This is a genomic window from Micromonospora sp. NPDC047134, assembly GCF_040643455.1.
In the GTDB taxonomy this organism is placed as follows: Bacteria; Actinomycetota; Actinomycetes; order Mycobacteriales; family Micromonosporaceae; genus Micromonospora.
In genome coordinates this window covers 1-13,766 of record NZ_JBEYUI010000015.1, presented here as the reverse complement: position 1 = coordinate 13,766, position 13,766 = coordinate 1, and the positions used below count along the sequence as shown (strand labels likewise).

10 protein-coding genes are annotated in these 13,766 nt (G+C 69.2%); 5 read left to right on the top strand and 5 right to left on the bottom strand.

Going from position 1 to position 13,766, the window contains the following annotated elements; genetic code table 11:
* Positions 1 to 200 precede the first annotated feature (200 nt).
* The 4 genes from rpsF (at position 201) to rplI (ending at position 1,844) form a co-directional block, all read left to right on the top strand.
* Positions 201 to 491 carry a 30S ribosomal protein S6 gene (gene rpsF / locus ABZ795_RS18700; protein ID WP_013736576.1) on the top strand — a complete coding sequence of 97 codons (291 nt, stop codon included), beginning with the start codon at positions 201 to 203 and terminating at the stop codon, positions 489 to 491.
* An 80-nt stretch (positions 492 to 571) separates the two neighbouring features.
* Positions 572 to 1,102 (top strand): single-stranded DNA-binding protein, encoded by a 531-nt coding sequence (locus ABZ795_RS18695; RefSeq protein WP_357531261.1) that lies wholly within the window; start codon positions 572 to 574, stop codon positions 1,100 to 1,102.
* 41 nt (positions 1,103 to 1,143) lie between these two features.
* A complete protein-coding gene (rpsR, locus tag ABZ795_RS18690; RefSeq protein ID WP_007073789.1) occupies positions 1,144 to 1,383 on the top strand; it encodes a 30S ribosomal protein S18 in 240 nt (79 codons plus the stop codon).
* Positions 1,384 to 1,397: 14 nt separating this feature from the next.
* Positions 1,398 to 1,844 carry a 50S ribosomal protein L9 gene (gene rplI / locus ABZ795_RS18685; RefSeq protein WP_013736574.1) on the top strand — a complete coding sequence of 149 codons (447 nt, stop codon included), beginning with the start codon at positions 1,398 to 1,400 and terminating at the stop codon, positions 1,842 to 1,844.
* Positions 1,845 to 1,956: 112 nt separating this feature from the next.
* Here the strand turns inward: rplI and ABZ795_RS18680 are convergent, their stop codons facing one another.
* Complete coding sequence (locus ABZ795_RS18680; protein ID WP_357531260.1) at positions 1,957 to 3,594, bottom strand: hypothetical protein; 1,638 nt, start codon at positions 3,592 to 3,594, stop codon at positions 1,957 to 1,959.
* A 307-nt stretch (positions 3,595 to 3,901) separates the two neighbouring features.
* Between ABZ795_RS18680 and ABZ795_RS18675 the strand changes: the two genes are divergently transcribed.
* Complete coding sequence (locus tag ABZ795_RS18675) at positions 3,902 to 7,975, top strand: replicative DNA helicase (protein ID WP_357531259.1); 4,074 nt, start codon at positions 3,902 to 3,904, stop codon at positions 7,973 to 7,975.
* A gap of 95 nt (positions 7,976 to 8,070) precedes the next feature.
* Here ABZ795_RS18675 and ABZ795_RS18670 read toward each other — a convergent pair whose 3' ends face one another.
* From ABZ795_RS18670 to ABZ795_RS18655, 4 genes are read right to left on the bottom strand one after another with little or no spacing between them, the layout of a single operon-like run.
* Positions 8,071 to 8,445: a zf-TFIIB domain-containing protein gene (locus ABZ795_RS18670; RefSeq protein ID WP_327023541.1), complete on the bottom strand. Its 375-nt coding sequence runs from the start codon at positions 8,443 to 8,445 to the stop codon at positions 8,071 to 8,073.
* A 22-nt stretch (positions 8,446 to 8,467) separates the two neighbouring features.
* Entirely contained in the window at positions 8,468 to 9,100 is a 633-nt protein-coding gene (locus ABZ795_RS18665; protein ID WP_357531258.1) for a phosphoribosyltransferase, read from the bottom strand.
* Positions 9,097 to 10,413, bottom strand: a complete 1,317-nt coding sequence (locus ABZ795_RS18660) for a glycosyltransferase 87 family protein (protein WP_357531332.1) — start codon at positions 10,411 to 10,413, stop codon at positions 9,097 to 9,099. Before ABZ795_RS18660 ends, ABZ795_RS18665 begins: the two co-directional genes overlap by 4 nt.
* A 2-nt stretch (positions 10,414 to 10,415) precedes the next feature.
* Positions 10,416 to 12,869, bottom strand: a complete 2,454-nt coding sequence (locus ABZ795_RS18655) for a bifunctional diguanylate cyclase/phosphodiesterase (RefSeq protein WP_357531257.1) — start codon at positions 12,867 to 12,869, stop codon at positions 10,416 to 10,418.
* Positions 12,870 to 13,766 lie beyond the last annotated feature (897 nt).

Genomic DNA, 13,766 nt, shown 5'->3' with positions numbered 1-13,766 from the left:
GTCCGGGTCGACAGCGACGTCGACCCGGACCCCCGGCTCGCTGTGCACGGTCACCTCGCGGCTGGTGATCGTCTGGGCCGGGTATTCTGGTCAGGTTGTCCGCTCCCGCATCGGGTTCCCCTGGTCGGGGCGGGCCACGACGCACGACCTCCTGCCACGGAAGGACCGTGGCCGCATAGCCCACAGGAGGTGAGTAAGTCTTGCGTCATTACGAGATCATGGTGATCCTCGACCCCAGCCTCGAGGAGCGCACCGTCGCCCCGTCGCTCGACACGTACCTGAACGTGATCCGGACCGCGGGTGGCTCGGTGGAGAAGACCGACGTGTGGGGCCGCCGGCGCCTCGCGTACGAGATCAACAAGAAGGCCGAAGGCATCTACGCCGTCGTCGATCTTCAGGCGACGCCGGAGGCCGTGGCGGAGCTGGACCGTCAGCTCCGGCTCAACGAGTCCGTGCTGCGCACCAAGGTCATCCGGCCGGAGATGCGCTAAGCAATCCACCCAGCCCCCACCCGGATCAGCCTCATCCGTGCTGTCGGAGGGTTCTGAGAACCTGTACGGCATACGTATGAGTGCGCGAGGAGATGGTCATGGCAGGAGACACCACCATCACGGTCATCGGCAACCTGACCGATGACCCCGAGTTGCGGTTCACCCCCTCCGGGGCCGCGGTCGCCAAGTTCCGGGTCGCTTCGACGCCCCGGTTCATGGACAAGGCCTCCGGCGAGTGGAAGGACGGCGAGCCGCTGTTCCTCTCGTGCACCGTCTGGCGTCAGGCCGCGGAGCACGTGGCGGAGTCGCTTCAGCGCGGCGCCCGCGTGATCGTGTCGGGCCGGCTGCGTCAGCGGTCCTACGAGACCCGCGAGGGCGAGAAGCGCACCGTCATCGAGCTGGAGGTCGACGAGATCGGCCCATCCCTGCGCTACGCCACGGCGAAGGTGCAGAAGATGTCCCGCTCCGGTGGCAGTGGCGGCGGCTTCGGCGGCGGCGGTGGTGGTGGCCAGGGCGGCGGCGGAGGCAACTTCGACGACCCCTGGGCTTCGGCCGCACCGGCACCCTCACGTTCGGGTGGCGGCAACTTCGATGAGGAGCCACCGTTCTAATGGCGCCGAGCGCCCGTGATCGTAAACCAGGAGCAAGAGCAATGGCGAAGGCTGCGGCACTGCGCAAGCCGAAGAAGAAGGTGAACCCGCTCGACAAGGACGGGATCACCTACATCGATTACAAGGACACCGCGCTGCTGCGCAAGTTCATCTCCGACCGCGGCAAGATCCGCGCTCGGCGGGTGACCGGCGTCACCTCGCAGCAGCAGCGGCAGATCGCCCGCGCGGTCAAGAACGCCCGTGAGATGGCGTTGCTGCCGTACACGGCGACGGCCCGCTGAGAGGAGGTGCCGACATGAAGATCATCCTGACTCAGGAAGTGTCCGGGCTCGGCGCCCCGGGCGACATCGTGGAGGTCAAGAACGGCTACGGCCGTAACTACCTCCTTCCGCAGGGCTTCGCGATCGCCTGGACCAAGGGCGCCGAGAAGCAGGTCACCCTAATCAAGCGGGCCCGCTCGGCCCGGGAGATCCGCGACCTCGGCCACGCCAACGAGGTCAAGGGCCAGCTCGAGGCACTCAAGGTCAACCTCAAGGCCCGCGCCGGCGAGGGCGGTCGGCTGTTCGGCTCGGTCACCCCGGCCGAGATCGTCGACGCCGTCAAGGCGGCCGGCGGCCCGTCGCTCGACCGTCGTCGGCTGGAGGTGTCCGGTCACATCAAGTCGATCGGGTCGCACCCGGTGCGGATCAAGCTGCACCCCGAGGTGACCGCCACGTTCAACCTCAACGTCGTGCAGGGCTGACCCCGCAAGACGGCAACTGACCGGGCCTGCACCAGCACGGTGCAGGCCCGGTCACGTTGAGCGCACCATCGGCGGCGCGAGGCAAGCCCGGGTCCGCCGGTGCGGCGGCCCCTCAGCCGATGGGCTGGCCGGTCACCGCGCTGATCAACACCGTGGAGAGGCCGCCACCGACCACCGCCGCCGCTAGCGCCACCGTCGTCGGCTTCCAGGTGGTACCGACCCGCCGCAACAACATGGCGACCACCAGACTGCTCACCAACGCCAGTCCGAAGCGGGGGGTTCCCGCCACCATCGCTCCGAAGGCCCGGGCCCGTGGCGACTCGCAACCCCCGCCGCTGATGTCGGTCACACAGCCCGTGGGCGGCGCACCATCCAAGGTCAGCAGCCAGATGAAGATCACCACTGCGGGTAGCAGATAGCAGCCCGCGGTGTAGAGCAGCGGCAGCCAGGGCGCCCCGGGATCCGGGTCCAGCAGGTCGTCTTCCAGCCGCCGGCTCCACCCGCCGGTACCGACCGCCTCGATGCGCCGCCGTACCGAGGCCATACCCGTCTGCCGAGGCGCAGGCGCCGCGACCGGGCGCGGCCGGGCAGCCGTACGCGGACGAGGCGCGGTGTACCCGACGACCGGCGATCTCGGTGCCGAGGCACTAGCCTCCACCCAACGCGGATCGTCACCGGCCAACCGGGTGCCCGGCCAGAAACCCTCCTGCGCCGGCTCCGGCTCTGGCTCAGCCCAGGACCACTGCCCGGCACCCGAGGTGGCTCGCGAACCCGGAGGCTGCGTACGGTCCCACTGATCCGGCCCGGAATACCCTTCCCACCGGGTCCCGCCACGCCGCCGATCCCACTGGTCGGTCTCGGCCGCCGCACCCTCCCACTGACCCGTCTGGTCCGGCTCAAGCCACTGATCCGAGCCGGAGGTCCGCAGCCACTGATTGGTGCTGTCGGCGTCCCATGGGTCGGCGGAAGTCGGCTCCCCCCGGATACCGGCCTCGGCAGGCTGGTGCCAGGCATGCAGACCGGAAGCGTCCCAGGGATCGACCGCAGGCCGTACGCCTTCCGATCTGGCCCGGCGCTCCCACGGCTCCGCCGCCCGCTCCCACGGATCCACCGCCGGGGCGGAAGCGGACTCCGGGGCGCGACGACGACGCTGCGCCGGCTCCGTGGCGGTCGGCTCTGAGCCGGTCGGCTGCTCACTCTCCTCGGGCAGGTCCGACCAGGTCACCTGGCGGTGCCGGGACTGGGCCCGACGGGGCCGGCTCCGCGGCGCCACACCGGACACCGGGTCATCGTCGGCCGCCCGCCGACTGCCGACGTACCCGTCGTCCTGGGGTCGGTCGAACCGCCACTCCCGGATGTGATCCGAGGAGGACTCCGGAGCGGCGAACGGGAAGTCACGCTCCGCCGAACGAGCGGCCCGCCGGCCACGGCCGGTGGTCTCCGGGGTACGACGACTGCCCGCATCGCGGGGACCGGCCTCGTCGTCGGCGTCATCGTCGTCCGGGGCGGCGTGCCGGCCGCCACCGTCTACGCTGCGTACGCCCGACTCCAGCGCCCATCGCGGCAGGTACGGCTCGGCCGGCTCCTCCTGCCCACGCTCGATGGCCCGGCGGCGGCTCGGGGTGCGGTAACGCTCGACGGCGGAGTCGTAGCGATCCTCCGGACCGCTCTCGACGGGATCGGCCCACGACGCGGCCGGCCGTCGCTCACGCGGGCCATCCTCCCCGCGTGCCCAGTCCCGGTAACTCACGGCCGGAGCGTGACCCTTCTCAACCGAAAGTGCAATCCGCTGTCCAGGTGTAGCCGTAGGCCACCGATTGTCCAGGTGTAGCCGTAGGCACCGATCCTACGGGAGTATCGGGACAAAGCCCTACCCGGAAATTCTTGTCCACAGGCTGTGGATTGCATTTGTGCAGCTCAGAGTGGATGTACGGGAGGATCTTCAACGGTTATCCACACCCTGTGCACAACCTGCGCACAGCTCTGCCCACCGGTGTCCACAGGTTGTCCCGAGGCTCGTCCACCGCTGCGGTTGAGTGCCTGACCTCGGGTTCCGTATGGTGGCCCCAGCCGCCCGCCCGATGGCCCCCGATCGACGCGGACGTCAACCTTGGTGGTACCCCGGGCGAGCCTGCCCGGAGCCGCACCGACGCAGTGGAGGGGGGCCAGTGTCGGTCACCGACGACATGCGGACAGAGCCGTTCAGGGGCGGTCCATCATCCGGCCCGCCGCAATCAGACGGCCACTTCGACAAGACCCCGCCGCAGGACATCGCCGCCGAACAATGCGTTCTGGGCGGCATGTTGCTGTCCAAGGACGCCATCGCCGACGTCGTCGAGATCCTCAAGACCAACGACTTCTACCGGCCGGTGCACGCCACCATCTTCGACATAATCCTGGAGATCTACGGCCGCGGTGAGCCCGCTGACGCGATCACCGTGGCGGCGGCCCTGGCGGACTCCGGTGACCTTGCCCGCGTCGGTGGCGCGCCCTACCTGCACACCCTGATCGCCAGCGTGCCCACGGCCGCGAACGCGGCCTACTACGCGCGGATCGTCAGCGAGCGCGCCGTGCTGCGGCGCCTGGTGGAGGCGGGTACCCGCATCGTCCAGCTCGGCTACGGCACCGCCAGCGGCGGCAGCCGAGACGTCGACGACATCGTCGACCTGGCCCAGCAGGCCGTCTACGACGTCACCGAGCGGCGGGTGAGCGAGGACTTCGCCGTACTAGCCGACATGCTCCAGCCGACCCTCGACGAGATCGAGGCCGTCGGCGCCCAGGGCGGGGTGATGACCGGGGTACCCACCGGCTTCACCGACCTGGACCGACTGCTCAACGGCCTGCACGCCGGCCAATTGATCATCGTGGCGGGCCGACCTGGTCTCGGAAAGGCACTCGCCCTCGACACACCCCTGCCGACTCCGACCGGTTGGACGACGATGGGCGAGGTGCAGGTCGGCGATCAGTTGATCGGTGCGGACGGCCGACCCACCACCGTCACACACGCCTTCGAGGTCCGCCACGGTCGCCCCTGCTACGAGGTCGAGTTCTCCGACGGTTCGGTCATCGTCGCCGATGCCGAGCACCTGTGGACGACGACCACCAGGGCCTCGCGCCGCCAGAATGAGCTCCGGCCGCGTCACCAGTGGGACGCTCCGTCCAAGGCGGTAGCCGTACACCGGGCCGTCGTCGCCGCCCCGGACCGACTCGTCACCTACCGGGAGGCCGTGGAGATCGCCGGCTCCGAGTTCCGGAACATCCTGCACGTCGTGGCTGCCAAGGTCGGGGTCGCCGGCACGGTCGAACGTCAGTACTCCCGCAACGGCAGGCCCTGGCGTCGGACGGTTGACGCCTACAGCGCCCACGCGTTGTTCGACGCGCACCTGAGCCGGGTGAATCGGCTCATGAACAGCGAGACGACGGTGGCACACCCTCGGGCCGTCACCACCGAGCACATCGCCGCGACCCTGCGGCATCCGGCTGACGGGCGCGCGAACCACGCGGTGGACAATGCTCGGCCGCTGTCCCTGCCGGCCCGCGAGGATCTGCCGATCCCCCCGTACACCCTTGGGGTGTGGCTGGGTGACGGGCACTCCGCAGGTGCCCGGTTCACGTCGGCGGACCCGGAGATCGCCCAGTACGTCGAAGCCGATGGCTTCCTGGTCACCCCGGGAAGCGGAACCGCGATCACCGGCCTGCTCCGAGCCGCAGGTGTCCTGAACGACAAGCACATTCCGCAGCCCTACCTCCGAGCATCGGAGGAGCAGCGACGGCAGTTGCTGGCCGGACTGCTCGACACCGACGGTACCGTCGCGCCGGCCGGACCCGTCCAATACACCACCACCTCGGAGCGGATGGCCGCGGACGTGTACGAGCTCGTCGTCAGCCTGGGCTATCGATGCTCGATCAACCGTAGGCGAGTCAGCGGTCGCACTCCCGAGAGCTCGACGGCTTTCACGCTGAACTTCTCGACCTCGGACGAGGTGTTCCGGCTGACCCGGAAGCGCGAGTCGCACGCGACGCGCCGATCTGCGGTCGGTCGCGCGGGTACCCGGTCCCGCTACATCGTGGACGTGCGCCCGGTGCCGAGCGTCCCGGTGCGGTGCGTGACGGTCGACAACGAGGACCATCTGTACCTGGCCGGTCGGTCGATGATTCCCACTCACAACAGCACCGCGAGCATGGACTTCGCCCGGAATGCTGCCATCAGGGCGAATCAGGCAGCGGCCATCTTCTCGCTGGAAATGAGCAAGGTCGAGATCGTCATGCGACTGCTCTCGGCCGAGGCCCGGGTGCCTCTGCACGTGTTGCGCAGCGGGCAGCTCTCCGACGACGACTGGACCAAGCTGGCCCGTTGCATGGGCGAGATCAGCGAGGCTCCGCTGTTCGTGGACGACACCCCCAGCATGAACCTGATGGAGATCCGGGCCAAGGCCCGCCGCCTCAAGCAGCGACACGACCTCAAGCTGATCGTGGTCGACTACCTCCAGCTGATGACCTCACCGAAGCGCACCGAGAGCCGGCAGCAGGAGGTCGCGGACCTGTCCCGGGGACTGAAGCTGCTGGCCAAGGAGGTCGAGTGCCCGGTCATCGCGGTCAGCCAGCTGAACCGTGGCCCGGAGCAACGCACCGACAAGCGGCCACAGCTGTCCGACCTGCGTGAATCGGGCTGCCTGACGGCCGAAACCCGACTCATCCGCGCCGACGACAACTCCGAAGTCACTCTCGGTCAGCTTCTGGCGCAGGGGGCCAGAGATGTGCCCGTCTGGGCGCTGGACGAAAGCCTGCGATACACCCCACGCACGATGACGCACGTTTTCCCGAGTGGACGCCGACCGGTGTTCCGGATGAAGCTGGCGTCGGGCAAAGAGATCGACGCGACGGCCAACCACCCGTTTCTCACCTTCGCCGGCTGGATGCCGCTCGCTGAGTTGACCGCGGGTACGCGTCTCGCCACGCCTCGACACCTACCGCCACCGTTGAGCGTTCGACCTATGGCTGAACCGGAGGTGATCCTGCTTGCTCACCTGCTCGGTGACGGGTCGTTCGTCCAGCGTCAGCCGGTGCGATATGCCAGCGTTGACGAAGCCAACCTGCAGGCGGTCGCCGAGGCGGCCAAGCACTTCGGCGTCACGGCTGTCCGGGATGACTATCCGGCGGCTCGGGTCACCACCCTGCGGCTACCTGCTCCCTATCGGCTTGCCCGGGGCCGACGCAATCCGATTGCTGAATGGCTTGACGGTTTCGGTCTCTTCGGGCTCAGGTCGCACGAAAAGTTCGTGCCGCAGCAGGTATTCAGCCTGCCCAAGGAACAGGTGACACTGTTTGTCCGGCATTTGTGGGCCACCGATGGGTGCGTTCACGTCAATAAGTCCGGGCGCGGTGGCCGAATCTACTACTCGTCAACGAGTCGACGACTGCTTGAGGATGTCTCTCGACTGTTGCTTCGGTATGGCATTACCGCGCGTTTGAAGGCCGTACCGGTGGCACGTCACCGCACTCAGTACACGCTCGATGTCTCTGGGCGGGACGATCAACTGCGGTTCCTGCGTGAAATTGGTGTGCACGGAAATCGATCGATCAACTGTGGGCGGTTGCTCGCTGCCTTGGAGTTGACGAACAGCAACACGAACGTCGACACCGTGCCCCGCGAGGTCTGGGAACGAGTCCGCGAGATCCTCGTTGACCGGGGCATGACCCATCGCGAGTTTGCCAGGGCGGTTGGCACACAGTTTTGCGGTAGTGCGATGTGGAAGAGATCACCGAGCCGCTCACGGCTGGCGAGCATCGCCCAGGTGCTCGACGCAGTCGATCTCGACCTGCACGCCACCAACGACATCTTCTGGGACGAGATCGTATCCATCGAACCGATCGGCGAGCAGGAGGTCTTTGACGCGACCGTGCTGGGTACGCACAATTTTGTCGCCAACGGAATTGCCGTTCACAACTCGATCGAACAGGACGCCGACGTTGTCATCCTGCTGCATCGTGACGACTACTACGACAAGGAGTCGCCGCGGGCGGGGGAGGCGGATTTCATTGTTGCCAAGCACAGAAATGGCCCGACCGACACGGTGACGGTGGCGGCCCAGTTGCACCTGTCGCGCTTTGTGGACATGGCCATCGTCTGACCTGCGGGCCGTCGAGGCGGCCAGGACTTCCTGCCTACAGCGCCCCCGCTCCGGCGCCGTCTGATCCGGCACCGGAGCGGAGGTCGTGGGCTGGCTCAGCCGAACATGTCGTCGAGGAAGCTCTTGCGCTTCTTACGCCGGTAGTGCCCGTGGTAGCCGTAGTGCTGCTGCCCCTGGCCGTACATGGGGGCGGGCGCGGGATAGCCGGGGGGCGGGGGCACCGCGCCGTAGCCCGGCTGGTGCGGGGCGGGCGGGGGCGGCGGGTAACCGCCCGGCGGGGTGACCCGCTGGGTGGGCTGCGGCGCGGGCGGGGTCTGCTGGGCGTTCCAGTTGGCCTCGGCCTCGAACAGCTTCTCCAGCTCACCGCGGTCGAGGAAGATGCCCCGACACTCGCCGCACTGGTCGATGACGACGCCGCTGCGCTCGTACTGGCGCATGTCTCCGCGGCACTTGGGACAGGTCAGGCTCATGAATCGAAGGTACCTGGTCGGCTCATGCGGTGGCGGTCAGCGCCTCGGTGACTTCCTCGTCGGAAATCTCGTGGAAGTCGTCGTAGTAGGCCCCGACCGCACCGAAGTCGGCTGGTCGCCGGGCGCAGATCGCCTCGTCGGCCTCGGCGTTGAGGAGCTCGCAGGCTTCCTGGGCGCCGACCGGCACGGCGAGGACGACCCGGCGGGCGCCGAGTTGCCGGGCGACCTGGACGGCGGCTCGGGCGGTCGCCCCGGTGGCTAGGCCGTCGTCGACGATCAGAGCCGTACGACCGGTCAGGTCCAGTGGTGGGCGGCCGGCGCGGTAGAGCTGTTCCCGGCGGTCGAGTTCCGCCTGCTCCTGCCGCTGGACCTCGGCGATGTCCTCGGCGTTCAGTTGGCGGGCGACCGGGTCGTTGAGCACTCGTACCCCGCCTGGGCCGAGGGCGCCGAAGGCCACCTCGGGTGCCCAGGGCATTCCGAGCTTGCGGACCACGAGCACGTCCAGCGGGGCGCCGAGGCGTTCGGCGACGACCCGGGCGACCGGCACTCCGCCGCGTACCAGGCCGAGCACGGTGACGTCCGCTCGGCCGGTCAGTGCGGTGAGCCGCTCGGCGAGTGCCCGACCGGCGTCGCTGCGGTCGCGGTAGGTGCTCATGTTCTCAGGTGTACGCCTCGTGGGGCCTCTTCGTCCGCCGGTTGCCGGATCCGGGGAGGGTCCAGTGCCAGGGCCCAGACCAGGAATGCGATCGGATACAGCAGGTAGCCGAATCGGGTGGTGGGCATCAGCAGGATCGCCGTGAGTAGCCCGTACCCGCAGATCAGGCTGGTGGTGCGGGCGGTGCGGGGTGGGTGGCGGGCGAGTCGGACGGCGATGGCCAGGCCGGCCGCGACCAGCAGCGCGGCGGCGACGAGGCGACCGGCCGGTACGTTGGCCGCGATCAGGTATCCGGGGAAGGGTGACTGGGCGGGGCTGGCCACCAGGCCGTGTCCGAGGGGGAAGCGCAGCACGTTCTCCACGAGGGCTTCGTGGTCGACCAGCAGGGTGGGTAGCAGGGCCAGGGCGGGCAGCCCGAACGCGCCGGCAGCGACTCGCAGGCCGGCACGTCGGGTGAGGCCCCAGATGACCAGCACCGCGGCGACCGGCCAGGCGAACAGCTTGAGGGCACCGGCCGCCCCGACCGCGATGCCGGCCCAGCCGGGTCGGGCGGTGGCGGCGAAGGCCAGGGCCAGCAGGCAGAGGGCGAGGACGGGCAGGTCGTCCCCGCCGGTGGCCAGGGTCAGGGCACAGACCGGGAGTACGGTGGCGGCCTGCACGGCACGCAGCAGGGTGGCCGGATCGCCCGTCGGCCCGGTGGGGGTGGGCCGCAGCAGCAGACGCAGGGCCAGGATCAGGGCCAGGGCGGTGCCGAGGGTGAACCAGACCCGGGCGTCGGTCCACCAGGCTTCGTGCAGCGCGCGGGGCAGCCCGAACAGGGCCATGCCCGGCTGGTACGGGGTGTAGCCGAGCAGTTGTTCGCCCGGCGGCAGGGCGGCGATCGAGTCGGGGCCCAGGTACGGGGTGCCGGTCTCCAGCAGGCGACGACCGGAGTCCTCGACGACCAGCACCTCCTCCTGCGCCCGGTCGGTGCGCCCGGCTGCCCGCTGGATGCTCTGCCAGGTCAGCGGCAGCAGTGCGGTGGTGGCCCAGGCCAGTCCGGTGACCAGCCAGCGGGCCGACCCTGCGGCAAGGGCGGAGTCGGGGCGCCGGCGACGGACCAGGAGTTGGCCGGTGGCCAGGAGGGCGGCGGTCAGGTAGCCGAGGGCGGCCAGGCCGCCCCAGTGTCGGTGCGTGACCAGGGTGGAGGTTGCCGCGGTGATTGCCGCGAAGGCGGCGGAGACGGCGTAGAGGCCGAGGTCCAGGCCGAGGCCTCCGCCGGTGGAGTCGAGACGGTGCCACCATTTCGGGCGGGAGGGGATGGCGGTGGCGATACTCACCCGGGTGAGTGTGTCAGGCCGGCTGGTGGCCGGCCCCGGCCACCCTGACGGCGTCCGGGTGCCAGCCGGACCACCGCGCCGGCGTCGTGCAGTGCGGTCGCCAGGTGACCTGGACGGCCGGCGGTGCCGCGTTGCAGGGTGGCCAGCAGGGCCCCGGCGGCCAGTGGGCGGGCGAAGAGGTGTCCCTGACCGGCGACGCAGCCGAGTTCCCAGAGGGCGCGGCGCTGCGGCTCCCGTTCCACCCCTTCGGCGACCACGGCGAGATTGAGGCTTCGGCCCAGGTCGAGAGTGGAGCGGACGATGGCGGCGGCTTCGGTGGAGGATTCCATGGCGGTGACGAAGCTGCGGTCGATCTTCAGTTCGTGGACCGGGATCCGGGAGAGCAGGGACAGGGAGGAGTAGCCGGTCCCGAAGTCGTCCAGCGCCAGGCGTACGCCGGAGTCGCGTAGCCGGGTGAGGACCTGGTCGACCACGTCGAGTTGGCTGAGGGTGAGGGTTTCGGTGAGTTCCAGCATCAGCCGGTCCGGGGGCAGGTCGTGGGCGCGCAGCCGGGCCAGCACGGCTCCGGGGAATCGGGCGTCCAGCAGGCTGCGGGGGGAGACGTTCACCGCCACCGGTACGTCGAAGCCGGCGTCGCGCCAGGTGCCGGCGGCGATGAGTGCCTGGTCGAGGATCGCCTCGGCGAAGGCGGGGAGCAGCCCGGATCGTTCGACCGTCTCCAGGAACCGCAGTGGGTCGATCATGCCGTGGGCGGGGTGCCGCCAGCGGGCCAGTGCCTCGGCGGCGATCACCTCGCCGGTGCCGAGGTCGACGATGGGTTGGAAGTTGACGATGAATTCCTGGTCGGCGACGGCGCGGGGCAGTTCTCCGCCCAGGGCCAGTCGACCCAGGTCGGCGGTGTCCCGGGCGGATGCGTAGGTGGCGACCCGTTGCCCGGCCCGTTTGGCCTGGTACATCGCCACATCGGCGCGGCGCAGCAATTCGACCATCCCGCCGGCGGCCGGCGCGACGGCGATACCGCCGCTGGCCTCGACACTGATCTGGAGGCCTTCGATGTGGAAGGGTTCGTGCAGCGCCGCCAGCAGGGTCTCGGCCCGGGGTGCGGCCACCGCCGGGGCGGGCAGGGTGCGCAGCAGTACGGCGAATTCGTCGCCACCGAGCCGGGCGACCAGGTCGCCTGTGCTGGCTGCGGCGCGGAGTCGTTCGGCCACCTGGATCAGCATCTGGTCACCGGCGGCGTGCCCCAGGGTGTCGTTGACCTCCTTGAAGTGGTTGAGGTCGATGAGGACCAGGGCGGTGACCCCGTCGGCGTGCCGCTGGTGCAGTTGTTTGTTGCCTTCGTCGAGCAGCTGCCGCCGATTGGCCAGCCCGGTCAGCGCGTCGTGGGCGGCGGCGTGGGCGTGGGCCTGCGCCACCCGGGCGAGTTCGGCGTACGCCTGGGCGTTGCGCACCGCGGTGCACAGCGCCGAGGCGAAGGTACGCAGGGTGTAGCGTTCCCGTTCGTTGAGCTGCACGGTGCCCCGGAAGCGCAGCCGCAGCTCACCCACGTCGATGGACCGGTCGTGTCCCTCCAGGGGTGCGGGCACGACCGTGCCGGGTGTGGCGGGGGCCTCGGTGGTGGGGCCGTCGTAGCTGATCCCCTCGCTGCTGCCCCGGACCAGCCGGGCGTCGTCGCGGAGTTCCACCTCCACCTCGTCGGCGGAGAAGAGTTCGGCGGCCCGGGTGACCGCGGTGGTGAGGACCTCGTCCAGCTTGACGACATTGAGGGCGTCCGTGGTCTGGGCGAGGCGCTGCCAGGCCTGCTGCTCGGTGCGGGTGCGGACCCGGGCCAGGTAGAGCAGGTGCAGGCAGAGGACCAGCGGGGGTACGGCGAGGAGCATCCGGATGTCGGTCTTGATCATCAGGACGGTGCCGATGATGACGACCAGGCGGGTGACGGTGGCGGCCAGCCGCAGGCCCCAGTCCTCGCGGAACAACTTTCCCAGCGAGGTGCCGGTGGCCATCGCGATGACCGGCAGGGTGACGAACTCGTCGAGCAGTACGGCGGCGAGGTAGGCGGCCGTCAGCGGGACGATGGTGCTGGCGATGTCGGAGTTCGTCGGGGGCCACTGGAACAGCTGGAGGACCAGGCTGGCGGCGGTGGCGACCAGCATGTTCTTGCCGATGCCGAAGAACTGTTTGATCGGCGGGAGCCGGATCAGGGTGGTGGCGATCGCCACGCCGAAGCCGGTGGCGAGGATGACCACGGACGGGGGTGCCACCACCAGGCCGATCACGATCGCCGTCTCGGTCCAGGCGATGTGGTGGTTGGTGGAGCGGATCCGGATCCGGACCTTGAAGATGAAGCCGAGCGCCACCAGGGTGATCAGTACGGGCCAGAGGAGGGTGGCCCTCAGGGCGCCGTAGTTGGGCAGGTGGGCGACCGAGACGGCGCCGGCGATTGCGGCCATAACGACGACGAGACCGACTAGCGGCCGTAGCCGCCGATCGGTCCCGGTCTGTCGGTCTTGCGAAGTCAACCGTCATCCCCATTCGTCACCGAGGGGCTGCGCTCCGCAAGCGTACTGCGCCTGCTTCTCATCGAGAAGCAGGACTCACGCCCATTCGTGCGAGTTCATTTCGACCCCCAGCTCTATTCGGCTTGTGCTGCTGCCGAATCTAGAGCGACTTGGGCCCGGTTGGTACCAAAAGATGTCGTATTGCGCAGAATGGGCCAATACGGCAATTCTCTGTCACGTTCCGTTCCCAGGGCCCTGACGGAGGGTCGACTCCGCCCATTGGGTTGTTTCGACTTCCGGCCTCTCCGTTGGCGGGAATTCCTGGTCGGCCTAGTGTCCCCAGGCTGGTTTGCTGGCTACATCATCGCTTCGGTCGGGATCGCCGCAACCGGCAGGCGGTCAGTCTGGCGGCCGAGCGCGCACAGTGATCCTAGGGCTGCTCGTCGCGGTCGCCCGCCAGGCAGGCCTCGCCGCCGGGCCGGCAGTGGGCCGGTGGCCGAATCCACTGCGGGCGAATGCGAGATCGACATCGCCGGAGCAGCCCGGGCGCCCGTTTGCGATCAAGTTCGCCACGATCTACGGGATGTTGTTCGACTTGTGGAAGTCGGCGAGAAAATACGTACCCGGGCGGGACACCTGGAGCCGGCATTGGATCTCCAGGAAGTCGACCGCTCGATGCACGCCGACACTGCGGTCCTTCCAACAGGAATGAGTCGGCCGGACCTGTCGGCGCGCGGCAGAGCTGACTCATCACGGCTCTTCGAAGTTAGGCGGGGTTGAGGTGTCCGCGGTGGCGTCGGGTTGTCGCGGTGCGGGTGCGTAATCGCTGGTTTTCGGGGTTGCGGAAGC

What these genes read in the sequence shown, in the direction of transcription:
- ABZ795_RS18670 (WP_327023541.1), bottom strand. Translation starts at nt 8,445, where the DNA reads ATGAGCCTGACCTGTCCCAAGTGCCGCGGAGACATGCGCCAGTACGAG.
- rpsR (WP_007073789.1), top strand. Translation starts at nt 1,144, where the DNA reads ATGGCGAAGGCTGCGGCACTGCGCAAGCCGAAGAAGAAGGTGAACCCG.
- ABZ795_RS18655 (WP_357531257.1), bottom strand. Translation starts at nt 12,869, where the DNA reads ATGGCCGCAATCGCCGGCGCCGTCTCGGTCGCCCACCTGCCCAACTAC.
- ABZ795_RS18675 (WP_357531259.1), top strand. Translation starts at nt 3,902, where the DNA reads ATGGTGGCCCCAGCCGCCCGCCCGATGGCCCCCGATCGACGCGGACGT.
- ABZ795_RS18665 (WP_357531258.1), bottom strand. Translation starts at nt 9,100, where the DNA reads ATGAGCACCTACCGCGACCGCAGCGACGCCGGTCGGGCACTCGCCGAG.
- rplI (WP_013736574.1), top strand. Translation starts at nt 1,398, where the DNA reads ATGAAGATCATCCTGACTCAGGAAGTGTCCGGGCTCGGCGCCCCGGGC.